This window comes from Streptomyces sp. NPDC059248 (genome assembly GCF_042753905.1).
Lineage (GTDB): Bacteria > Actinomycetota > Actinomycetes > Streptomycetales > Streptomycetaceae > Streptomyces.
In genome coordinates, this window is record NZ_JBHYZV010000010.1 from 85,181 (window position 1) to 107,084 (window position 21,904).

A 21,904-nucleotide genomic window follows, 5' to 3' on the forward strand; every position below is an offset into this window, starting at 1 on the left:
ATCTGGCGAGTGCCGCGCTCATATGACAACGCCGTCCCGCCCGTGGGCTCGCTGCTGCGCCGCTACGACGATCCCGGCGAGCCCCTGTCGTGCGAGCCGGTCACCCAGGGCCTGCTCAACCGCGGCTACCGGCTCGCCACCACCCGCGGCGCCTACTTCCTCAAGCACCATCTCGACGGCGACCGGGACGCCATCGCCCACCAGCACCGGGCCACCCGGTGCCTCGAAGCCCTCGGGGTGCCCGTCGCCCCGGCGGTGGCCGACGCCCGGGGCGACACCGTCGCCGTCATCGGCGGGCACTGCTACGCCCTGTACCCGTGGGTGGACGGCCGCCACCGGGACGGCGCCCATCTGTCCACCCTCCAGTCGGACCGGCTCGGCGCGCTGCTCGGCCTGGTCCACAACGGCCTCGAACAGGTGATGAACCGGCAGGAACAGCACCGGGGGCAGTACGAGAGCGCCGATCCGCAGGAGACCTTCTCCCTCATCGACGAACTCCTCGCCCTGATCCGGGCGGCGGGCCCCAGGGACTCCTTCGACGTACTCGCCGAACACCGGCTGCTGGAGCGCCGCACACTGCTGGAACTGCACGCCGATCTGCGTCCGCCGACCGCGTCGGCCGGGGGCTGGGTGCACGGGGACTTCCACCCCCTGAACCTGCTCTACCGGGGCGCCGAACCCGCCGCGATCGTCGACTGGGACCGGCTGGGCGTCCAGCCCAGGGCGGAGGAGGCGGTACGGGCCGCCGCGATCTTCTTCGTACGGCCGGGAGGGGCGCTGGAGTTGCCGAAGGTGAGGGCGTACGCCCGCGCCTACCGGCATGCCGTCGGCGCCGACACCTCCGAACTCGACGCCGCCGTCCACCGGGTGTGGTGGGAGCGGCTCAACGACTTCTGGATACTCCGCTGGCGCTATCAGCTCCACGACCGAAGGGCCGACCCGCAGTTCGCCGCGGTGTCGGCCCTGGCGGTGTGGTGGACGAGGGAGTACGAGGCGGTACGGGAGGCGTTCGCCACCTGACCGGATGCGCCCCCGCACTCGGGGGCGCGCAACCACGACCGCGCGCTGGTGAGTTGATGCGCGCGCCGACCACAGGCCCCGATTCACCTCGGTTCACCGCGGTTCGCGCGGTTCGCGGGGTTCACGCGGTTCGCGCGGGTAGCGCCCGGTCCCGGGGACGTACCAACGGACCACACCGGCCGGCCCGCCCCCGGTGACGTACCGCCGACGGATCAGAGGCCGCCCGCGCCACCCACCGCGTCGCCGCCACCGGCGCCGGCACCACCCGCGCCGCCCGCCGGGTTGCCGCCCGCGCCACCGGCGGGATTGTTGCCCCCGTCACCGCCTTGGTCGCCGTTGCCGCCGTTCGCCGGATTGCCGCCCGCGGGGTTGCCGCCCGCCGGGTTTCCGCCGTCGCCGCCGCCGTCGTTGCCACCCGCCGGATTGCCGCCCACATCGCCGTTGCCCGGCGGCTTGGTACCCGGGTCCTGCGACTGCTTCGGCGGCTCCTCGCTGGTGTCGTCCGACGGCTTCGACGAGGTCGACGGCTGCGAGGAGTGGGTGTTCCGCGGGTACTTCGGCTTGTCGGTGTACCGCGGCTCCTCCTCCTCGTACTCCGGCGTGGAGGGTTCCTTCTGCTTGCTCGGCGTCGAGGAGTCCCGCACCGACGGCGAGTCGGACACCTTGGTGTCGTCCTTCGGGCCGCCGCCGCTGTCCTCGGTCGCCCGCAGCGCCATCGCGACGCCCATCACGACCGCGATCACCGCGAGCGCCGCGACCAGCCACATCTTCCCGCGGCCGCGGCGTCCGCCGGACCGGGTGTCATAGCCGTTGAAACCGCCGTCGTCGGGGTTGAGCGGCGGCAGTATCGGGCCCTGGGAGGTCTCCCCGCCGTGCGCGGCGGGATGCACCGCGGTCGCCGCGGTCGCGCCCAGCGCCCGGGCCGGCGCCCCGTAGGTGTCGACGGGACCGGTGTTCCAGCCGCCCGTGTGGCCGCCCTGCTGCTGGAGCATCTGGAGGGCGTACTGCACGAGCCCCCGCATCTCCTCCGAGCTCTGGAAGCGGTCGTCCGGGTCCTTCGCCAGGGACCGCATCACCAGGCCGTCCAGCTCCGGCGGCACCGCGTCCAGCACCTCGGACGGCGGTACGGGTACGTCCTGGACGTGCTGGTAGACCACCGACAGCGGGGTCTCACCGGTGAACGGGGGACGCAGCGCCAGGAGTTCGTAAAGCAGACAGCCCGTCGCGTACAGATCGGAACGGTGGTCGACGGCCTTGCCGAGGGCCTGCTCGGGCGAGAGGTACTGCGGGGTGCCCATGACCATGCCGGTCTGGGTCATCGTCGTCGAAGCGCCGTGCAGGGCGCGGGCGATACCGAAGTCCATCACCTTGACCGCGCCCGCGTCGGTGATGATGACGTTGGCGGGCTTGATGTCCCGGTGCACGATGCCGTGCTGATGGGAGTAGGCCAGCGCCTCCAGCACCCCGGAGACGATGATGAGCGCCTGCTCGGCCGGCGGTGCCTCCGCGTTGATCAGCAGATCGCGGATGGTCCGCCCCTCGACCTTCTCCATCACGATGTACGGGACGGACTGGCCGCCGACGACGTCCTCACCGGAGTCGTACACCGCCACGATCGCATGGTGGTTGAGGCCCGCGACGGACTGCGCCTCGCGTGTGAACCGGGCCTTGGCGACCGGGTCCTCCGCCAGATCGGCGCGGAGCAGCTTCACCGCGACCTCACGGCCCAGACGGACGTCCTCCGCCGCGAAGACCTCGGCCATGCCACCGCGGCCCAGGCGGTACGTCAGCCGGTACCGGCCGCCGCCGACCAGACCGTTCGACCCGAAGGAGTCCCCGGATTCCGGCGTGCCGCCGACGCCTGCTTCGGGTTCGGGTGCCATCAGTCCTCGCCGTCGTCTATTCAGTGGAGCCGTCGGGTCCACTGGATCTGCTGTGGTGCCGTGGGTCGTGTGATGCCGTTGGTCGTGTGATGCCGTGGGTCGTGTGGTGCCGTGGGTCGTGTGGTGCCGTACTGATGTCGTGCGGGGCCGTACTGTCCGACTGCCGGGCCCGGGTGGACCGGTGGTCTGTCCGTGTTCCATACGGGCGGCCGGTCGGTGCCGTTCAACCGGGTCGGTGCGGATTCGATGGGGATTCGGTTGTGCTGTTGCCGGGGTGGCGGCCGGAATCGCGGAGATCGCCGACCGGTTATCGGACGCGGTGTCGCGGATCGCCGGGCCCGTACTCGTCACAACGTCCGGGACGGGCGTTCCGTTGCCTCACGCTACAGCCTCCCACCGACACGACCGCGCGGGATGGACCGGTCATCCAACCCGCTGTGAGCACGGCCACGCAAATCTTCCCGCCATTCCCCCACGATTCCCGTCACACTCCCGTCACGCCTCCGTCACGCACCGCCGGACACCTTCCGTGCGGAGGGTCACGGAACGGGCACCCGGCTTGACGTGCCGGTCACCTGGGGCAGACTTGCCCCGTACCACGGAGCATCGCGTGAGCACAGGGGCCGCCGGAGCGCACCGCGTGGAGCGCCGGCCGCGCCGCGTACCGCGTACCGCCGCGATCCCCGCGGCGGCACCCGGCCGCGGCGGACGCCCACGCCGAGGGGGAAGCAGATCATGGACCAGGACGGCGCGCAGGGCCACCATGTCGGCGGCTCGGTCGCCAAGGGGCGGTACCAGCTCCGCGATCTGCTCGGCCAGGGCGGGATGGCGTCGGTCCATCTGGCGTACGACTCCGTGCTCGACCGGCAGGTCGCGATCAAGACCCTTCATACGGAGCTGGGGCGCGAGCAGTCGTTCCGCGAGCGCTTCCGCCGCGAGGCGCAGTCGGTGGCCAAGCTCTCCCACACCAACATCGTCTCCGTCTTCGACACCGGCGAGGACGAGCTCGGCGGCCTGACGGTTCCGTACATCGTCATGGAGTACGTGGAGGGGCAGCCGCTCGGCTCGGTGCTCCAGGAGGACGTCCAGCGGTACGGGGCGATGCCCGCCGACCGGGCGCTGAAGGTGACGGCCGATGTGCTGGCCGCCCTGGAGACCAGCCATGAATTCGGCCTGGTCCACCGGGACATCAAGCCCGGCAATGTGATGCTGAACCGGCGCGGGATCGTGAAGGTGATGGACTTCGGCATCGCCCGCGCCATGCAGTCGGGCGTCACGTCGATGACGCAGACCGGCATGGTGGTGGGGACTCCGCAGTACCTCTCGCCCGAGCAGGCGCTCGGCCGGGGCGTGGACGCGCGCTCCGACCTCTACTCGGTCGGGGTGATGCTCTTCCAGCTGCTGACCGGGCGGCTGCCGTTCGACGCGGACTCGCCGCTGGCGATCGCGTACGCCCATGTGCAGGAGGAGCCCCCGGCCCCCTCCACGATCAACCGGTCGCTCACCCCGGCGATGGACGCGCTGGTGCTGCGGGCGCTGAAGAAGAACCCGAACGAGCGGTTCCCGAACGCCGAGGCGATGCGGGCCGAGTGTCTGCGGGTGGCCGGGGGCGGCCAGGCCGCGGCTCCGGCGATCGTCGGCGGGGCACCGGCGCCGTCCAGCGGGGCGGGTGTGGGGTCGGCGGTCTTCCCGTCGGCGCAGGCCCCGCAGCAGGCGCCGTATGCCGGGCCCCCGCATCCGCAGTCGCCACCGCACGGGGTCGCCCGGGCGCCGTATCCGCAGCAGCAGCAGCCGCACGCGGCGCCGTACGGAGCCGGACCCGGTCACGGCGGTCATGGCGGTCACACCGGCCACGGTCCGGGTACGCCCCCGCCGCAGATGTCGCAGATGCCCCAGCAGGGCGTCCCGCGGCACGGGACGCACGGGCAGCATCCCCAACAGGGCCACCCGCAGCACGGGCACCCTCAACAGGGGCACCCGCAGCAGGGACATCCCCAGCAGGGGCTCGGGCAGCAGGCACCGCCGACACCTCGTCCGTACGGCTATCCGCAGACCGGCGGGCTGGGGGCGCATGTGGCGCCGCCGTACGCCGCCGCTCCCACCCCCGCGCCCATGACGCGGCCGGGCGGCCGTCAGGGGCCCGGCCGGGGCCGGCGGCTGGTGTTCATCGTGCTGGGCGCGTTCGGCGCCCTCCTCCTGCTGAACTTCGGCTTCCGGGCTCTCGACACCTTTATGCGGGAGGACCCCGTCGACGTCTCGATCGTCGACAAGCCGACGGGCCAGGCCGCGAACGGGTCCGGAGGCGCGGATTCCAGGACGGACACGGGATCGGACGCGGAACCCGGCGCGGAACCCGACGCCGGATCCGACGCCGGATCCGCCACCGGGAGCACGGACGCGATCCCGCCGGACCGTACCCGCACGATCAAGACCGAGAAGTGCACGGACCCCCTGGAGGACTCCTCCGACCCCGGCAAGGTCTACGCGCCGGACCTCCTCTACAAGGACGTCCTGTCGGTCAAGGAGTGTCTGCGCGCGGGGGGATGGACCTGGAAGGTCACCGAGGTCGACAACCCGCAGTACCCGAAGGACGCGGTGGTCCAGCAGTTCCCGAGCGGCGACAGCCCGGTCGGCAAGCGCCAGCAGTTCGAGCTGCACATCTCGACGGGCAAGGGCGGCACGGGCGGCGGCTGACCCGCGCGCGCCTCTTCCGTACTCCGTCATCCTCCCGTGTGGAACCCGGGCGCCCGAGATGCCGGACGGGCCGGGCCGTGTGACGCTGAATCCGTGATCACGGCCGCCCGCCGCCGCCCCGCGGCCCGTACGGGAGGGGTCCCGTCCCCGTGCATCCCACACCCGGCTCGCGCTCTGCGATCGCCGTCGCCGTCGCTGTCGCCGCACTGGCCGTCCTCGCCGCCCTCCTCGTGCCGCTCGTCTCCGCCGGGTCCGCCGTCTCCGCCGGGTCCGCCGGGTCCGCCGGGTCCGCCGGAGACGACAGGGGGATCGCGCCCCGGACGCGTACCGTCCTCGCCGCCGCCGCTCCCGTAGCGCTCGCCGCTCCCGCCCCACCGGGCACCTCCGGCGCCTCTGATGGCTCCGGTTCATCCGATGCGTACGGGACCGATTCCGACGGATCCGATACGTCCGGGGGGTCCTCCGGCACACCACCCGGCACCATGCCCCACCCGGGCCGGGGTCAGGGCCCGGACGCCGCGCCGCCCGATCCCGTACCGCCGTCGCTCGCCGGACACCCCGCGGGGGAGGGCCGTATCCGCCCCGGGCGCCCCCCGCACCACCTCCCGCCGTCGCCCGGGGTCTCCATGTCACAGTCCGGTATTGGTTCGCCGTCGGACCCGACGTCCGGCACCGACCCGGGAGCGCCCTCCGCGCCCCCCGTGGGGCCGGACGCCGCCCCCGCGGACGAGCCCGGCGAGGCCGGCGGCGTCCTTCCGCCGGGCGACCCGTACAGCGGGGACAGCACCGGGGACGCCACAGCCGATTCCGCCCGCACTCCGACTTCCGATGCCCACTCCGCCGCAGGTCAGCGGCGCGCTCGGGCGACAGGAGCACCAACGGCGCAGCAGATCTCGCCGCTGTCGCTGGGGGTCGGTCTTGCCCTGATGGGCCTCGGGATCGGCTTCCTCGGGGTCCGGCTCAGGCACCGCTGAGAGCGCTCCGGCTCCATCCCCCGTACCGCCGGTATCCCCCTTGAGGGGGACACGGCAGATCCATCCACCGATGGTTGGACGCGGGCTGCATACCGGGTATACATACTGAGTATGTCCATCCGCCACGGGTTGCTCGCCCTTCTGGAGCACGGCCCTCGATACGGCTCTCAACTTCGTACGGAGTTCGAGGCGCGTACGGGGTCGACCTGGCCGCTCAACGTCGGCCAGGTCTACACGACGCTGAACCGCCTCGAACGTGACGGCATGGTCACGCAGAACGGCGCCGACGAGGCCGGCCACGCGCTCTACGTCATCACGGACGCGGGCCGCCGGGAGCTGAGGACCTGGTTCGAGGCACCGGTCGACCGCACCAGCCCGCCCAGGGACGAGTTGTCGATCAAGCTCGCGATGGCGATCGGCGCGCCCGGGGTGGACGTCCGGCAGGTGATCCAGGCCCAGCGGCACCACACCGTCAAGGCCATGCAGGACTACACCCGGCTGAAGATGCAGGCGCTGGCCGCGATCGAGAACGGGGACGGTTCGAGTGAGCGGGACGACATCGCCTGGCTGCTCGTACTGGAACAGCTGATCTTCCAGACGGAGGCCGAGGCACGCTGGCTCGACCACTCGGAGGCAAGGCTCGTCAGGCTCTCCGCCAAGGCCGACCGGAGAGCGGGGGAAGACCGCAAGGCCGTACCGCGGACGGAGGGCACCGAAAGGCCCGCCCCCGCAGTTCCGCACGTCGCCACCACGACGCGCACCACCTGATCCACCGCTTCACAGATTCACAGATTCACAGATTCACAGATCTTCGCATCCACGGATCTTCGGATCTTCGGATCCACCGTTCGCAGCACACCGCCCCGGCCACACCGACCACACCAGCCACACCGACCACACCGGTGACGGGCCGTCCCGGCCGCCCGACCCGTCCGTTCGGCCGTCCGTTCGGTCGACTGGTCGGCCGGTCGGCTCCGGCCGCCGGACCGAATCCGGCGGTGGGCCGCCGGCCCGCTCCGGCCGCCCACAGCGGCCCGGGGCATTCCGCTCACCACTGTCCGCCCTAGGGGGGAACCCACCCATGTCCACACCCAGTCCCCAGCAGTCACAGCAGCACCATGGATCACAGCCGAACGAGGCGATCCTCCGGCTGGTCCAGCTGACCCGTGTCCACGGCAGCGGGGCCACCGAGGTGCACGCGCTGCGCGGGGTCAACCTCGATGTCTTCCCCGGTGAGCTGGTCGCCGTCATGGGCCCGTCCGGCTCGGGGAAGTCCACCCTGCTCACCCTCGCGGGCGGGCTCGACATGCCCACCTCGGGCCAGGTGATCGTCGAGGGTACGGACATCACCACCGCCGACCGCAAGAAGCTGGCGGCCCTGCGCCGCCGCAGCGTCGGCTACGTCTTCCAGGACTACAACCTGATCCCGGCCCTGACCGCCGCGGAGAACGTCGCCCTCCCGCGCGAGCTGGACGGCGCCAGCGCCCGCAAGGGCCGGGTGGAGGCGCTGGCGGCCCTGGAGGAGATGGACCTGGGGCATCTCGCCGACCGCTTCCCCGACGAGATGTCCGGCGGCCAGCAGCAGCGGGTGGCCATCGCCCGCGCCCTGGTCGGCGACCGGCGCCTCGTCCTCGCCGACGAGCCGACCGGCGCGCTGGACTCCGAGACCGGTGAGTCCGTCCTCGCACTGCTCCGCTCCCGCTGCGACGCGGGTGCCGCCGCCGTCCTCGTCACCCATGAGCCGCGGTTCGCGGCCTGGGCGGACCGGGTCGTCTTCGTCCGGGACGGCTCGGTCGTCGACCAGACGGTACGCAGCGACGCCGACTCCCTTCTGACGTCCCAGGGCGCCGACCTGTGAGCACGGCACGCACGGCAGACCAGTCGCGGACAATGAACGGACAGACCCAGTGAATTGGCTCCATTCCTGGCGGGCGGCGCTCCGGATCGCCCGTCGTGACGCATGGCGCTCCAAGGGCCGGAGTTTCCTGGTCCTGGCGATGATCGCCCTGCCGATCGTCGGTGTCAGCGCCGCCGATCTGACCCTGCGCAGCGCCGAACTCTCCACCACGGAGCGGCTGGCCCGGAGTATCGGCGCGGCGGACGGCCGGATCTCCGACCCGAACGTGGGCGGGATCGCCATCTTCCAGACGCCGTCGGGCGAGAACTTCGACACGGCGAAGACCCTCAAGGACAACGAGCCCTACCCCGAGGGCGAAGCCGATGTCCGCAAGGCGGCACCCCAGGGTGCCCGGCTGCTGCCGGACACCAGCGGCAGGGCGAAGCTCGAAACGACCCACGGACTGCTGAACACCGAGGTCCGTGAGCTGAAGACGACCGACCCGATGACGAAGGGCATGCTGTCCCTCACCGAGGGCCGGTTCCCCGCCCAGGAGTCCGAGGTCGCCGCGACCACCAGCTTCCTGAAGAAGAGCGGCCTCAAGGTGGGCGGCAAGCTCACCGCCCGCCATCTGGACCGCGAGTACCGCATCGTCGGCGCCTACGAGCTGCCCAGCTCCTTGAAGACCGACCAGGTCAACGCGTTGCCCGGGGCTCTCATCAAGCCGCTGAACGAGGCCCTGAAGAAGGCCGATCTGCAGACCGACTACGGCCAGACCACCTATCTGGTCGCCGTCGACGGCGGTTTCACGTGGAACATGGTCAAGGAGACCAACGCCAAGGGCGCCTTGGTCGAGTCCCGTGCGGTCGCCCACGACCCGCCGTCCGACGCCGATGTCCCGCTCTACCAGAAGCCCGGCTCGCAGTTCTGGAAGATGGACGAGTCCATGGGCGTGGAGGAGCTCTCCGTCCTCGCGACGGTCGTCGGTCTCGCCCTGCTGGAGATCTGTCTCCTCGCGGGACCGGCCTTCGCCGTGGGCGCCCGGCGCTCCCGCCGCCAGCTCGGTCTCGTGGGCGCCAACGGCGGTGACCGCAGCCATATCCGTGCCATCGTCCTCGCGGGCGGTGTGGTGATCGGTGCCGCCGCCGCGGTGATCGGTACGGCTCTCGGTGTCGCGCTCAGCCTCGCCCTCCGGGGAACCTTCGAGGAGATGCTGGGCGAGCGGTTCGGCTCCTTCGACGCCCGGCCGCTGGAGTTGCTGGCCATCGCCCTGCTGGCGGTCCTCACCGGAACGCTCGCCGCCCTCGTTCCCGCCGTCACGGCCTCCCGCCAGTCCGTTCTGGCATCGCTCACCGGCCGCCGCGGCATCCGCCGGGGCAGCCGGGTCCTGCCGATCATCGGTCTGGTCGCCGTGGTGTTCGGCACGACCGTCGCCCTGGCCGGATCCCTGCTCTTCAAGAGCTTTGTGATCGTCGCCGGTGGCGCGGCCGTCGCCGAGCTGGGTGTGGTGGCCCTGACCCCCGCCCTGGTCGGTCTCTTCGGCCGGTTGGGCCGTTTCCTGCCGCTGTCGCCGCGGCTGGCGCTGCGGGACGCGGTCCGCAACCGGGGACGTACGGCACCGGCCGTGGCGGCGGTCCTGGCGGCTGTCGCGGGCACCGTCGCGGTGGCCACGTACGCGGCGAGCGACGAGGCCCAGATGAAGGCGCAGTACACCGCATCGGCCCCGCACGGCTCGGTCTCCGTCCAGGACGAGAGCAGCAGCCGGGACATGCCCGCGATACGCGACGCCGTCCAGCGGAACATCCCCGCCGACGTCCGGGCCGATGTGGACCGGATCATCGTCGGCAAGAACACCTGCAGCGTCTACTCCGACGAGCCCGGATGCGGTCGCATCACGATCGTCATCCCCAAGGAGAACCGGTGCCCGCTGCACAGCTACAACAACTACGCGACCGACGATCCCGCGTCCAAGTACTCCGTCGCGGAGCGCCGGAAGCTGGCCAAGGACTGGCGCTGCAAGTCGGGTGACGGCGCCTATGTGAGCGATGTCGTCGTGGCCGACGACAAGCTGCTGAAGGTCCTCGGTATCAAGGACGCGGCCGCTGAGCGGGCGCTGAAGTCCGGTGGGGCGGTGACGTTCAACAAGACGCACGCCGACAGCTCCGGCAAGGTCGCCATCAAGGTCATCACCGACACCAAGGCCGCCCAGAAGGCACAGGAAGAAGGCAAGGAGGAGCCGGGCGTCGTCAAGTCCGTCCCGACGCACGAGGTCTCCGGCAATCCGAAGGCGTACGGCTTCCAGACCGTGCTGTCGCCCGCCGCGGCGAAGGCGGCCGGGCTGAAGGCCGTCCCGTACCGCGGGTACTTCTCCACCGACCGGATGACCAACAGCAAGGAGGAGCAGCGGCTGGAGGACGAGCTGTCCAAGATCAGCACGAACAGCGGTCTGCACATCGAGAAGGGCTACGAGTCCGAGACCAGCATCGTGCTGGTGGCGCTGGCCGCCTTCGCCGGACTGATCACCATCGGTGCGGCGGGTATCGCCACGGGTCTCTCGCAGGCCGACGCCGAGGCCGATCTGAAGACGCTGACCGCGGTCGGTGCCCCGCCGAGGGTCCGCAGGACGCTCAGCGGCTTCCAGTGCGGGGTGGTCGCCACCATGGGGGTGGTGCTCGGCTCGGCGGCCGGGATGGTGCCCGCGCTCGGGCTGATCCTCACCGACCGCCGCGAACAGCAGGAGTGGTACGAGAACGCGCTGGACCAGGGCTATGAGATGTCGGCACCGTACGTTCCGATCATCATGCCGTGGGAGACCCTCGGCGCCCTGCTGATCGCGGTTCCGCTGGGCGCGACCCTGCTGGCGGCGCTGCTGACGCGCTCGCGGGGCGCCCTGGCCCGCCGCGAGACCACGTAGCAACCCGTGTGCCGGGGGCCGGGACACCGGCCCCCGGGGCCGCGCACAGCGCCCGGCGGTCGTCGTACTCCGGCCACCTGCGCATTCGTGCCCCCGTGTGGGAGTGATCACTCCCGCCCGGGGGCACAGCACGTGATGAGGTCGGTGTGCGCGAGAATGGCGGCATGGATATGCCGAGGAATGAACACTCGCAGGAGAGTCCCCATGTCCTCGTCGTGGGACAGGACGGTATGGCTCTCGCTGGTGGCACTGGGGGTAGCGGTGACAACGAGCTGCGTGAGGTCCCCGTGACGGAGATGGTGGAGCAGCCCGCGAAGGTCATGCGGATCGGCAGCATGATCAAGCAGCTGCTGGAGGAGGTCAGGGCGGCTCCTCTCGACGAGGCGAGCCGGGTCCGGCTGAAGGAGATCCACGCCAGCTCGGTGAAGGAGCTGGAGGACGGGCTCGCCCCCGAGCTGGTGGAGGAGCTGGAGCGGCTGTCGCTCCCCTTCACCGACGAGGCCGTACCGTCCGAGGCCGAGCTGCGGATCGCCCAGGCTCAGCTCGTGGGCTGGCTGGAGGGGCTGTTCCACGGCATCCAGACGGCCCTGTTCGCCCAGCAGATGGCGGCCCGCGCCCAGCTGGAGCAGATGCGCCGCGCCCTGCCGCCGGGAGCCCCGCACGACGACGACGGCCTGCCCGAGGGCGCGCTGCGTTCGGGGCCGTATCTGTAGGGCTGTCGGGATCCGCAGAGCCCCCGGGGTTCGCCCGAACCCTCGTCGGTCATTCCGTCCGTAGTTCCACGGCCCGGTCGTGGCCCGGTCGCCCGGGTCCTGTCACGGGTCGTGCCGTACGGACGCGGGGCTCGGACCGCGAGCCGCGGGCCGTCCCGGGGGTGGCCGGGACGACCGTCTCCGCGGTCGTTTTCGCGGTCGTTTTCGCGGTGGGGGTGGGGGTCGGGGGTCTCGGGAATGGGGATCTCAGGAGTCGGGGTCGGCTCAGACCGCCCTGAGCAGGATCTTGCCGACGTGCGTACCGGACTCCAGCGCCTCGTGGGCCGCCGCGGCGTCCCGGAGCGGGAACTCCCGGTCGATCACGGTCCTGACCCGGCCCGCCGCGATGAGCGGCCAGACGTGTTCCCGTACGGCTGCCACGATCGCCGCCTTCTCCTCCAGCGACCGGGCCCGCAGTGACGTCGCCGTGATCGCCGCCCGCTTCCCGAGCAGGGTCGACAGATTCAGCTCGCCCTTGATCCCGCCCTGGAGGCCGATGACGGCGAGCCGGCCGTTCACGGCAAGCGCCCGGACGTTCCGGTCCAGATACTTCGCGCCCATGATGTCGAGGATGACATCGGCGCCGTCGCCGTCGGTGGCCCGGCGCAGTTCGTCGGCGAAGTCGTCCTGCCGGTAGTCGATGAGGATGTCCGCGCCCAGTTCGGCGCAGCGCGCCAGTTTCTCCGGGCTGCCCGCGGTGACCGCCACCCGTGCCCCGACGGCCTTGGCGAGCTGGATGGCCATCGTGCCGATACCGCTCGCCCCGCCGTGGATCAGCACGGTCTCACCGGGGCGCAGATGGGCGATGAGGAAGACATTGGACCAGACCGTCGCGGTGACCTCGGGCAGGGCGGCGGCGACCGCGATATCGATGCCCGGCGGTACGGGCAGTACCTGACCGGCGGGCACCGCGACCTTCTCCGCGTACCCGCCGCCCGCGAGAAGGGCGCACACCTCGTCGCCGAGCGCCCAGCCCGACACCCCGGGGCCGATGCCGACGATCCGGCCCGAGCACTCCAGGCCCGGATAGGGCGACGCGCCCGGCGGGGGGTCGTAAAAGCCCTGCCGCTGGAGGAGGTCCGCGCGGTTGACGGCGCTCGCCACCACCTCGACGAGGACCTCGCCCTCCCCCGCCACGGGATCGGGCACCTCGGCCCAGACCAGCGCCTCGGGCCCACCGGGTTCCGGAATCGTGATCGCATGCATGGCGGCGAGGCTACTCCGGCGATGTCCCCGCCCCCCTTCCGGCACCTCGGACCGGCCCTCGGGTGCGTCCGGCCGGCCGGGTCGCGGCCCCGGCCGGTCCCGCGCGGATCAGGGCCGGGTGGTGGTGGGGTGCTGCGGTGACGGGGGCGCTTCGGCCCGGACGATGGTGATCAGACGGTCGGTCAACTGGAGCGGGCTCGCCGCCGGGTCGTCGTACCCGATCAGCCGATGGCCCCGCAGCACGCTCACGACGAGATCGCCGGTGTCCCGGACGTTCCGCCCGACCTCGGCCTTTATCACCGGCCGCTCGACCAGATCGAGCCCGCTGCCCTGATGGATCAGATCCTCCATCACGGCCCCGGCGCTCGGGCTGAGAACGGAGAGCCCGAGCAGCCGCCCGGCCGCGCTGGCGCTGGTGATCACCGTATCGGCGCCCGACTGACGCAGCAGCGGCCCGTTCTCCTCCTCCCGTACCGCCGCCACGATCTTCGCCTGCCGATTGAGCTGGCGCGCCGTCAGCGTGACCAGGACGGCGGTATCGTCGCGCTGGGTCGCGATCACGATCTGCCGGGCCCGCTGGACCTCCGCCCGGAGCAGTACATCGCTGCGGGTCGCGTCGCCGACCACGCCCTCGATGCCCTCGGCACGGGCCGAATCGACCACCTTGCTGCTCGGGTCGAGCACGATGACCTGCTCCTTCGGCAGGCCCGTCGCCATCAGTGTCTGCAGGGCCGAGCGGCCCTTCGTACCGAAGCCGACGATGATCGTGTGATCACGCACGTCCGGCCTCCTCCTCGTCTGTCGCGGTTCTGCCCGTCGTACGCCGCCACCGACGGGTGCGGTGATCCTCATGATCCCGGCACTTCCGACCGAACCCGGCGAGACTTACCCGGACGTATCCGCGACCATGGTCACCCATGCCCCGCGAGACGGCCAATGCCGGAGGAGACACGCGATGAAGGACGAGGAACATCCGCCGCCCAGGGGACGGATCTCGATCCTGCGTTCCATCTGGTTCCGCTCCACCAGGGCGGAGGCCAGTGAAGACACCGAGGCGAGTCGCCTCATCACCATGCCCGCCCAGGCCGCCGTACCGCCGCTCCAGCAGGTACTGCGACGGCTGGCCATGGCGATACTGGTTCTCGCCGTCACCACCCTGCTCGTCTGGCTCGACCGCGCGGGCTACAACGACAACGCGGACGGCAAGGTCGACCTCCTCGACGCGGCGTACTACACCACGGTCACCCTCTCCACCACGGGCTACGGCGATATCGCCCCGGTCAGCGACGCCGCCCGGCTGACGAACATCTTCGTCATCACCCCGCTGCGGGTGGTGTTCCTGATCATCCTGGTCGGTACCACCCTGGAGGTCCTCACCGAACGCACCCGCCAGCAGGTACGCGTCCACCGGTGGCGCTCCAAGATGCGGGACCACGTCGTGGTCGTCGGCTACGGCACCAAGGGGCGGCATGCCGTGGAGACTCTGATCGGCCAGGGGCTGACCAAGGAGCAGATCGTCGTGGTCGACCCCCTCCAGAAGGCGATCGACGCGGCGAACTCCGACGGTCTCGTCGCCGTCCAGGGCGATGCCACCCGCTCCCGCACCCTGCTGAAGGCGGAGCTGGAGCGGGCCGCCCGGGTGATCATCTCCACCCAGCGCGACGATACGGCGACCCTGGTCACCCTGACCGCGCGCCAGCTCAACCGCCGGGCCGCCATCGTGGTCGCGGTCCGCGAGGACGAGAACGTACCCCTGCTGAAGCAGAGCGGCGCGGACACCGTGGTCACCAGCTCCAGCTCGGCCGGGCGGCTGCTGGGGGTGTCGACGGCCAGTCCGCATGTGGCGGACACCCTGGAGGATCTGATGACCCACGGCCGCGGGCTCAGCCTCACGGAACGGGCGGTGCACAAGGACGAGATCGGCAAGACACCGCGGGAGTGCGCGGATCTCGTGGTCGCCGTGGTGCGGCGCAAGCGGGTCCTGGACTACGCCGATCCGGAGGCCGCGACCATGCAGTTCGGAGACCGGCTGATCATCGTCGGCCGGGAGGAACCCCCGTACTGACGGTGGTGACTGACCGTGTCTCACGTTTCGTGTTTCTCGTTTCACGTGAAACACGCTCAGTCACCGTCCGGGCGGCCTCCCGCCCCGCTGTCAGAGCCCGTCGCCGCAGCCCAGGGGGAGATCCAGGACTTCCAGTTCGTCCCCGGGACGCGCACCGCCCGGCGGGACGACGGCCAGACCGTCGGCCGCCGCGAGCCCGCGCAGCATCGCCGGACCGTGGTACCGCAGCGGCACCAGCAGCGACCCGCTGTGGACGACGGGCACGAGCCGGGTGTCGTACGGGTGGCCGGGCACCTCGTCGCGTACGGGCGCGGTGTACGGAACCGGCTCCGGCAGCCCGGCGAGCGCGCGCAGCAGCGGCGCGGCCAGGGTGAGCAGTCCGGAGACCGCGGCGAGGGGATTGCCGGGAAGCCCGACGAGCCGGCGGGGTCCTGACCCGTCCGGGAAGCGGGCCAGCAGCATCGGATGGCCGGGCCGGACGCCGACACCGTCGACCACCAGGCCGGCGCCCGCTTTCCGGAGGACGGGATGGACGTGGTCGACGGGTCCGGCGGCCGTACCGCCGGTGGTGACGACGACATCGGCCGGGGATCCGGTCACCGCCCGGTGGAGCGCGGCCTCGTCGTCGCCGATCCGGCGGGTGCCCAGGACATCGGCGCCGAGCGCCCGCAGCCACGGGCCGGCCATGGGTCCGAGGGCGTCCCTGATCCGGCCGTCTCGGGGGAGTCCGTCACCGAGGAGTTCGTCCCCGACCACCAGCACTTCGACGGTGGGCCGGGGGACGACGGCGAGTTCGTCGTAGCCCGCGGCCGCCGCGAGTCCGAGGACGGCGGGGGTGACCTGGGCCCCGGCGGGCAGCAGCCGCTCGCCGGACCGGCACTCCTGGCCCCGGGAGCGGATGTCCTGGCCGTGCACCACCGTCCGGACCGCCAGCAGCAGCCCCCGGGCGGGGTCCGTCCTGGCGTGTTCGTTACGGATCACCGCGGTGGTGTCGTGCGGGATCCGGGCCCCGGTGGCGATCCGTACGGCGGTGCCGTCGGGGAGCGGGGGCGCGTCCCCGCTCCCGGCGAGTACGGGGGCGGATCCGTCGACGTCCCAGGGGCCCGGTCCTGCCACGGCCCAGCCGTCCATGGCGGAGGTGTCGAAAGAGGGCAGATCGCAGAGGGCGGTCAGCTCCTCGGCCAGGACGAGACCCAGGGCCCGCTCCAGCGGCACCCGGTGGGTCCGGTCGCCCCTGAACGCCTCCCGGCCGCTCCGGGCGGCCCTGGTCCGGGCGTCGGGCCAGGGGATCGGCCCGGGGCACCCGGCCGGATCCGTATCGCGGGCCGCACGCGGCGGTACGGACGGCCGGGCGGGGCGTCCGACGAGCGCGAGGGCCTCCTCCACACCGTCGTCGGTGTCGTCCACGCCACCGGAAACGCCGGAAACGCCGGGGGCGCCGGGGATGCCGGGGGCGCCGGGGAGGTCTTCGGTCGGGGTGTCCCGCCGCCCGCCCGCGCGGGTCCCGCCACTCACGCCCCGCCTCCGTCGCGTCCGGCGGATCCGCCGGCGCTTCCGGCGGGCCCGCCGTCCGGCGCGTTCCCGGTCTCCTCGGCCCAGCGGCGGGCGAGGGCGGCGGCCTTGCGGACCGCCTCCGCCACCGCGTCGGGTCCGCCGCCGGCCGCCGAGGCCGCCGCGTATCCCACGAGAAACGTGGTCAGCGGGGCGGCGGGCCTGGCGACGCCGTGCGCGGCGTCGCGGGCCAGATCCAGCAGCGATGTGGTGTCGACGTCGAGATCGACACCGAGTTCGTCCTTGACCGCGGTGATCCATTCCTCCAGCACGGTGCCATGCTCCCTGATCCGGGCCCTGGCGACGGTGATGTCCTCCCAGGTGTCGCAGTCGAAGGAGGCGAACGGCCCCGCTTCGATCCGGGCCAGGTCCAGCTCCTGGACCAGCAGCCGCAGCGGCAGCCCGGCGGGGGATCCGTACTCCGTCGCGAGCAGAGCGAGTTCCCGGCGGAGCGGCTCCGCCCGGTAGGCCGCGACCAGCGGCTGGTCCCGCCCGCCGGGGTCGGTGAGGACGACGCCCTCGGTCCCGCCGGTCCCGAGGGCGTCCACCAGTCGGCGCACGGTCGACGGGCCGAGGAACGGCAGATCGGCGGAGAGCACGACGACCACACCGTCCGGCGGGGTGCCGACGCGCCGTACACCCGCGTCGAGCGCGGCCAGGGGGCCGCCGCCCGGCGGCTCCTCCCGGGCCCAGACGACGGGCCGTACGGTCGCCCTGCGCCCGCCGACGACCACCGTGCGCCCGGCCTCCCGGCAGGCGCCCAGCACCCGGTCGAGAAGGGCCCGCCCGCCCACGGCGACCCCCGGCTTGTCCGCCCCGCCGAGCCGCTTCGCACCCCCTCCGGCGAGCACGACGGCGTCGTACGGGACATCGGCCCCGTCGGCCGGGACGGGGCCGGACTCCGTGGTCATACCGGTGGTACCGAGATCGCGGTCATACCCGGCAGTATGGTCCGCCCCCGCTCCGGACGAGAACACCCCTCTTCCGGCCGGGCGGTTCCCCCGCGCCTCCGCACACCTCCGCCTCGGCACGGTCACCCGGCACGGCGCATCAGCAAGCCGGGCCCGCCCGGGGTCACGGGCCCGCCGCAGGGTCACACCGTGCGCAGCAGCACCGCGGGCTGTTCGACGCAGTCCGCGACGTACCGCAGGAACCCGCCCGCCGTACCGCCGTCGCACACCCGGTGGTCGAAGGTGAGGGAGAGCTGCACGACCTGGCGTACGGCCAGCTCGCCCTGGTGCACCCAGGGCTTGGGCACGATCCGGCCGACGCCGAGCATCGCCGCCTCCGGGTGGTTGATGATCGGCGTGGATCCGTCGACCCCGAACACCCCGTAGTTGTTCAGGGTGAACGTCCCCCCGGTCAGATCGGCCGGCGTCAGGGCGGAGTGGCGGGCCGCGTCCGTCAGCCGGGCGAACTCCTCCGTGAGCGACTCGGCGCTCCGGCGCTGCGCCGACCTGACCACCGGGACGACCAGGCCCCGTTCGGTCTGGGCGGCGAAGCCGAGATGCACCTCGGGCAGCCGGACGATCTCCCGCCGGTCCGTGTCGACCCTCGCGTTCAGCTCCGGATAGCGGGCGAGCGCCGCCGTGCAGACCCTGGCGAGCAGGGCGAGCAGGGATATCTTCGGGCCGCCCGCGGCGTTCATCGCCGTCCGCGCGGCCATCAGCTCGGTCGCGTCCGCGTCGACCCAGCAGGTGGCGTCGGGTATCTCGGAGCGGCTGCGGGCCAGCTTGTCGGCGACGGCCCCGCGCACACCGCGCAGCGGTATCCGTACCTCCTCCGCGATCCCCCGGCCGGACCCGGCCACGGCGGCGGCCGGAGCGGGGGCCGGGGCCGGGGCCGGGGCCTCCCGGGCCGGGGCCTGTGCGGCGGCGGCGGACGCGCCCGTGTCGATGGCCCGTTCGACGTCGGACCGCAGAATCAGCCCCTCCGGGCCGGACCCGGTCAGCCGTCGCAGATCGAGGCCGCTCTGCCGGGCCAGCCGTCGCACCAGCGGCGAGATGACGGGCACGGGCCCCTCCACCGCCGGGTCCGCCACCGCCGCCGTGCCGTGGTCGGGGGTGACGACCCCGGGCTCCCGCAGAACGGGCGTTTCGGGACCGCTCGGTACGGAAACGGGCCGGACCCGGCGGCGACGAGCGGCGGGCGCCCCCGTCCCGTACCCCACGAGCACATTGCCCGACGTCTCACCCGACGCCCCGGAACCGGCCCCCGAACCCGAACCGGCGCCCGGACCCGAACGGGAGCCGGAATCCGGCCGGGAGCCCGAGCCGACGCCCGGACCCGAGCCGGCACCCGGACCCGGGCCGGAACCCGGCCGGGAGTCCGTACCGGCGGCAGCCCCCGCGGCGGGCGGACCGCCGCCGTCCGGCGCCGCGCCCCGCCCGGTCGCACCCACCGCGACCGTCAGCAGCGGCGCCCCCACCGGGAGTTCCGTCCCCTCGTCGCCGAAGCGCGCGGTCACCACGCCGCCGTACGGGCAGGGCACCTCCACCATCGCCTTGGCCGTCTCGACCTCGACCACGGGCTGGTCGACGGCGACCACGTCGCCGACCGCGACCAGCCAGCGCACGATCTCCGCCTCGGTCAGCCCCTCCCCGAGATCGGGCAACCTGAACTCCAGCACCTGGGCCATCAGCTCTCCGCCTCCCACTGCAACCGCGCCACCGCGTCGAGGACCCGGTCGACCCCGGGCAGATGGTGCCGCTCCAGCATCGGCGGCGGATAGGGGATGTCAAACCCGGCCACCCTCAGCACCGGCGCCTCCAGCCGGTGGAAGCAGCGCTCGGTGACCCGGGCCGCGATCTCACCGCCGGGTCCGCCGAAGCCGGTGGCCTCGTGGACGACGACCGCCCGCCCGGTGCGCCGTACCGAAGCGCATACCGTCTCGTCGTCGAACGGCACCAGCGTCCGCAGATCGACGACCTCCAGATCCCAGCCCTCGGCGGAAGCCGCCTCCGCCGCCTCCAGACAGACCGGCACCGACGGCCCGTAGGTGATCAGGGTGGCGCTGCTCCCCCGGCGCCGGACCACGGCACGGCCCAGCGGCTCCACCGCCTTCGGCGCCTCCGGCGACCAGTCGGCCTTGGACCAGTACAGCCGCTTGGGCTCCAGGAAGACCACCGGATCGTCCGAGGCGATCGACGCCCTCAGCAGCCCGTAGGCGTCGTCCACGGTCGCGGGGGCGACGACGTGCAGCCCCGGTGTGGCCATGTAGTACGCCTCGGAGGAGTCGCTGTGGTGCTCGACCCCGCCGATCCCGCCGCCGTACGGCACCCGGACGGTGATCGGCAGCGGCATGGCGCCCCTGGTGCGGTTGCGCATCCGGGCGACATGGCTGAAGAGCTGCTCGAACGCGGGGTAGGCGAAGGCGTCGAACTGCATCTCCACCACGGGCCGCAGACCGTACATCGCCATACCGACGGCCGTACCGAGGATGCCCGCCTCGGCGAGCGGGGTATCCGTACAGCGGGTGTCGCCGAACTCCGCGGCGAGCCCGTCCGTGATCCGGAAGACCCCGCCCAGGGTGCCGACGTCCTCGCCCAGGACATGGACCGCCGGGTCCTCGGCCATCGCGTCCCGCAGGGCCCTGCGCAGGGCCTGGGCCATCGTCGCGGGCTTCGCCGGGGCCTCGGCCCGCCCGGCCGGTGTGGTCGTCGCCGTGCTCATCGGTCCCCTCCTTCCGGTCCTTCGGGTCCTTCGGGTCCTTCCGGCCCCGCCGGATCCTCGTGCCCCTCCGCCGCCGCCAGCTCGGCCCGCAACTGGGCCGCCTGCTCCCGGAGCTGGCCCGTCCGCTCCGCGTACACCTGCCCGAACAGATCCATCGGGTCGAGCACCGGATCCGCGTTCATCCCCTCGCGCAGCGCGGCCGCCATCTCCTCGGCCGCGTCCGCGACGGCCTGCTTACGGCCCTCGTCCAGCAGCCCGAGGGCCGTCAGCTCCCGCTCCAGCAGCAGGATCGGATCGTGGTCGCGCCACAGGTCGACATCGGTGTCGCCGCGGTACCGGGTGGCGTCGTCGGCGTTCGTATGGGCGTCCATCCGGTAGGTGACCGCCTCCACCAGCGTCGGGCCGCCACCACCGCGGGCCCGCTCCATCGCCTCGGAGAGCACCCGGTGGACCGCGGGCGCGTCGTTCCCGTCGACGAGCCGGCCGGGCATGCCGTACCCCACGGCCTTGTGGGCCAAGGAGGGCGCGGCGGTCTGCTTGGCCAGCGGGACGGAGATCGCGAAGCCGTTGTTCTGTACGAAGAAGACGACCGGCGCCCGCCAGACGGCCGCGAAGTTCAGCGCCTCGTGGAAATCGCCCTCACTGGTGCCGCCGTCGCCGACGAGGGCGAGCGCGACCACGTCGTCCCCTTTGAGCCGGGCCGCGTGCGCCAGTCCGACCGCGTGCGGCAGCTGGGTGGCCAGGGGAGTGCACAGGGGGGCGATCCGGTGCTCGTACGGGTCGTAGCCGGTGTGCCAGTCGCCCCGGAGCAGGGTCAGTGCCTGCACCGGGTCGAGACCGCGGGCGACGGCTGCCAGCGTGTCCCGATAGCTCGGGAAGAGCCAGTCCTGCTCCCGGAGCACGAGCGCGGCGGCCACCTCGCACGCCTCCTGGCCGGTGCTCGACGGATAGACGGCGAGCCGCCCCTGCTTCGTCAGGGCCGTCGCCTGGACGTTGTACCGGCGGCCGCGGACGAGCTGGGCGTAGAGGGTGAGCAGAAGCTCGGGATCGGCCGCCGTCGCCGCGTCCGTACCGAGCACCCGGAACGGCTCGGGGTCCGGGAGCAGGGGCGCGGGATCGGTGCGGGGCCGCCACGCCGGGGGCGGGCTTGGCCGGTAGGCCGCGGAACCGGGCAGCTCCTGCACGGTCGTGCTGCTGCTCTTGCGCAACGCGAGCACCTCCTCGTGGGGGCGGTGTGGAAGCGGCCCGGCTGTGGCCCGCCTCACCTACCGATTGTTCGGTCGTCGGCGCATTTTGGCTACAGGCACCCTCAGCCTGTGGACAAACGGTTCTCCAC

General features: G+C 72.6%; 15 protein-coding genes and 1 pseudogene. 8 read left to right on the forward strand and 8 right to left on the reverse strand.

Annotated features, from left to right (window positions below):
- The first annotated feature begins 9 nt into the window (after positions 1-9).
- Positions 10-1,020 carry a phosphotransferase gene (locus ACFXG1_RS06780; RefSeq protein WP_384707165.1) on the forward strand — a complete coding sequence of 337 codons (1,011 nt, stop codon included), beginning with the start codon at positions 10-12 and terminating at the stop codon, positions 1,018-1,020.
- Between the two features lie 212 nt (positions 1,021-1,232).
- Here the strand turns inward: ACFXG1_RS06780 and ACFXG1_RS06785 are convergent, their stop codons facing one another.
- Positions 1,233-2,903 (reverse strand): protein kinase, encoded by a 1,671-nt coding sequence (locus ACFXG1_RS06785; RefSeq protein WP_384707168.1) that lies wholly within the window; start codon positions 2,901-2,903, stop codon positions 1,233-1,235.
- A gap of 735 nt (positions 2,904-3,638) precedes the next feature.
- Between ACFXG1_RS06785 and ACFXG1_RS06790 the strand changes: the two genes are divergently transcribed.
- From ACFXG1_RS06790 to ACFXG1_RS06815, 6 genes are all read left to right on the forward strand, one after another.
- Positions 3,639-5,597 carry a protein kinase gene (locus ACFXG1_RS06790; protein WP_384707171.1) on the forward strand — a complete coding sequence of 653 codons (1,959 nt, stop codon included), beginning with the start codon at positions 3,639-3,641 and terminating at the stop codon, positions 5,595-5,597.
- 149 nt (positions 5,598-5,746) lie between these two features.
- Positions 5,747-6,571, forward strand: a complete 825-nt coding sequence (locus ACFXG1_RS06795; protein WP_384707174.1) for a hypothetical protein — start codon at positions 5,747-5,749, stop codon at positions 6,569-6,571.
- 111 nt (positions 6,572-6,682) lie between these two features.
- A complete protein-coding gene (locus ACFXG1_RS06800; protein WP_384707177.1) occupies positions 6,683-7,339 on the forward strand; it encodes a PadR family transcriptional regulator in 657 nt (218 codons plus the stop codon).
- Between the two features lie 313 nt (positions 7,340-7,652).
- Positions 7,653-8,429: an ABC transporter ATP-binding protein gene (locus ACFXG1_RS06805; RefSeq protein WP_384707180.1), complete on the forward strand. Its 777-nt coding sequence runs from the start codon at positions 7,653-7,655 to the stop codon at positions 8,427-8,429.
- A 139-nt stretch (positions 8,430-8,568) separates the two neighbouring features.
- Positions 8,569-11,322, forward strand: a complete 2,754-nt coding sequence (locus ACFXG1_RS06810) for an FtsX-like permease family protein (RefSeq protein ID WP_384707195.1) — start codon at positions 8,569-8,571, stop codon at positions 11,320-11,322.
- 230 nt (positions 11,323-11,552) lie between these two features.
- Positions 11,553-12,035 carry a bacterial proteasome activator family protein gene (locus ACFXG1_RS06815; RefSeq protein ID WP_384707198.1) on the forward strand — a complete coding sequence of 161 codons (483 nt, stop codon included), beginning with the start codon at positions 11,553-11,555 and terminating at the stop codon, positions 12,033-12,035.
- Positions 12,036-12,299: 264 nt separating this feature from the next.
- Here the strand turns inward: ACFXG1_RS06815 and ACFXG1_RS06820 are convergent, their stop codons facing one another.
- Positions 12,300-13,280: an NAD(P)H-quinone oxidoreductase gene (locus tag ACFXG1_RS06820; RefSeq protein WP_384719352.1), complete on the reverse strand. Its 981-nt coding sequence runs from the start codon at positions 13,278-13,280 to the stop codon at positions 12,300-12,302.
- Positions 13,281-13,388: 108 nt separating this feature from the next.
- Positions 13,389-14,069, reverse strand: a pseudogene (locus ACFXG1_RS06825) (potassium channel family protein); the annotation flags it as partial.
- A 166-nt stretch (positions 14,070-14,235) separates the two neighbouring features.
- On the opposite strand from ACFXG1_RS06825, the gene ACFXG1_RS06830 reads away from it, so the two are divergent.
- The gene (locus ACFXG1_RS06830) at positions 14,236-15,345 is read left to right on the forward strand and encodes a potassium channel family protein (RefSeq protein ID WP_384719350.1); all 1,110 of its coding nucleotides are present in this window, start codon (positions 14,236-14,238) and stop codon (positions 15,343-15,345) included.
- Positions 15,346-15,435: 90 nt separating this feature from the next.
- Here the strand turns inward: ACFXG1_RS06830 and ACFXG1_RS06835 are convergent, their stop codons facing one another.
- The 5 genes from ACFXG1_RS06835 to pdhA all read right to left on the reverse strand — a co-directional run bounded on the left by ACFXG1_RS06835 (position 15,436) and on the right by pdhA (position 21,776).
- Positions 15,436-16,791: a molybdopterin molybdotransferase MoeA gene (locus ACFXG1_RS06835; RefSeq protein ID WP_384741451.1), complete on the reverse strand. Its 1,356-nt coding sequence runs from the start codon at positions 16,789-16,791 to the stop codon at positions 15,436-15,438.
- 65 nt (positions 16,792-16,856) lie between these two features.
- Positions 16,857-17,807 (reverse strand): NTP transferase domain-containing protein, encoded by a 951-nt coding sequence (locus ACFXG1_RS06840; RefSeq protein ID WP_384741434.1) that lies wholly within the window; start codon positions 17,805-17,807, stop codon positions 16,857-16,859.
- Between the two features lie 182 nt (positions 17,808-17,989).
- A complete protein-coding gene (locus ACFXG1_RS06845) occupies positions 17,990-19,534 on the reverse strand; it encodes a dihydrolipoamide acetyltransferase family protein (RefSeq protein WP_384741436.1) in 1,545 nt (514 codons plus the stop codon).
- Positions 19,534-20,568, reverse strand: a complete 1,035-nt coding sequence (locus tag ACFXG1_RS06850) for an alpha-ketoacid dehydrogenase subunit beta (protein ID WP_384717447.1) — start codon at positions 20,566-20,568, stop codon at positions 19,534-19,536. The genes ACFXG1_RS06845 and ACFXG1_RS06850 overlap by 1 nt, the downstream gene beginning before the upstream one ends.
- Positions 20,565-21,776 (reverse strand): pyruvate dehydrogenase (acetyl-transferring) E1 component subunit alpha, encoded by a 1,212-nt coding sequence (gene pdhA, locus ACFXG1_RS06855; protein WP_384741453.1) that lies wholly within the window; start codon positions 21,774-21,776, stop codon positions 20,565-20,567. The genes ACFXG1_RS06850 and pdhA overlap by 4 nt, the downstream gene beginning before the upstream one ends.
- Positions 21,777-21,904 lie beyond the last annotated feature (128 nt).

What these genes read in the sequence shown, in the direction of transcription:
- ACFXG1_RS06845 (WP_384741436.1), bottom strand. Translation starts at nt 19,534, where the DNA reads ATGGCCCAGGTGCTGGAGTTCAGGTTGCCCGATCTCGGGGAGGGGCTG.
- ACFXG1_RS06820 (WP_384719352.1), bottom strand. Translation starts at nt 13,280, where the DNA reads ATGCATGCGATCACGATTCCGGAACCCGGTGGGCCCGAGGCGCTGGTC.
- ACFXG1_RS06810 (WP_384707195.1), top strand. Translation starts at nt 8,569, where the DNA reads ATGATCGCCCTGCCGATCGTCGGTGTCAGCGCCGCCGATCTGACCCTG.
- ACFXG1_RS06805 (WP_384707180.1), top strand. Translation starts at nt 7,653, where the DNA reads ATGTCCACACCCAGTCCCCAGCAGTCACAGCAGCACCATGGATCACAG.
- ACFXG1_RS06840 (WP_384741434.1), bottom strand. Translation starts at nt 17,807, where the DNA reads ATGACCACGGAGTCCGGCCCCGTCCCGGCCGACGGGGCCGATGTCCCG.
- ACFXG1_RS06850 (WP_384717447.1), bottom strand. Translation starts at nt 20,568, where the DNA reads ATGAGCACGGCGACGACCACACCGGCCGGGCGGGCCGAGGCCCCGGCG.
- ACFXG1_RS06790 (WP_384707171.1), top strand. Translation starts at nt 3,639, where the DNA reads ATGGACCAGGACGGCGCGCAGGGCCACCATGTCGGCGGCTCGGTCGCC.
- ACFXG1_RS06785 (WP_384707168.1), bottom strand. Translation starts at nt 2,903, where the DNA reads ATGGCACCCGAACCCGAAGCAGGCGTCGGCGGCACGCCGGAATCCGGG.
- ACFXG1_RS06815 (WP_384707198.1), top strand. Translation starts at nt 11,553, where the DNA reads ATGGCTCTCGCTGGTGGCACTGGGGGTAGCGGTGACAACGAGCTGCGT.
- ACFXG1_RS06830 (WP_384719350.1), top strand. Translation starts at nt 14,236, where the DNA reads ATGAAGGACGAGGAACATCCGCCGCCCAGGGGACGGATCTCGATCCTG.
- ACFXG1_RS06800 (WP_384707177.1), top strand. Translation starts at nt 6,683, where the DNA reads ATGTCCATCCGCCACGGGTTGCTCGCCCTTCTGGAGCACGGCCCTCGA.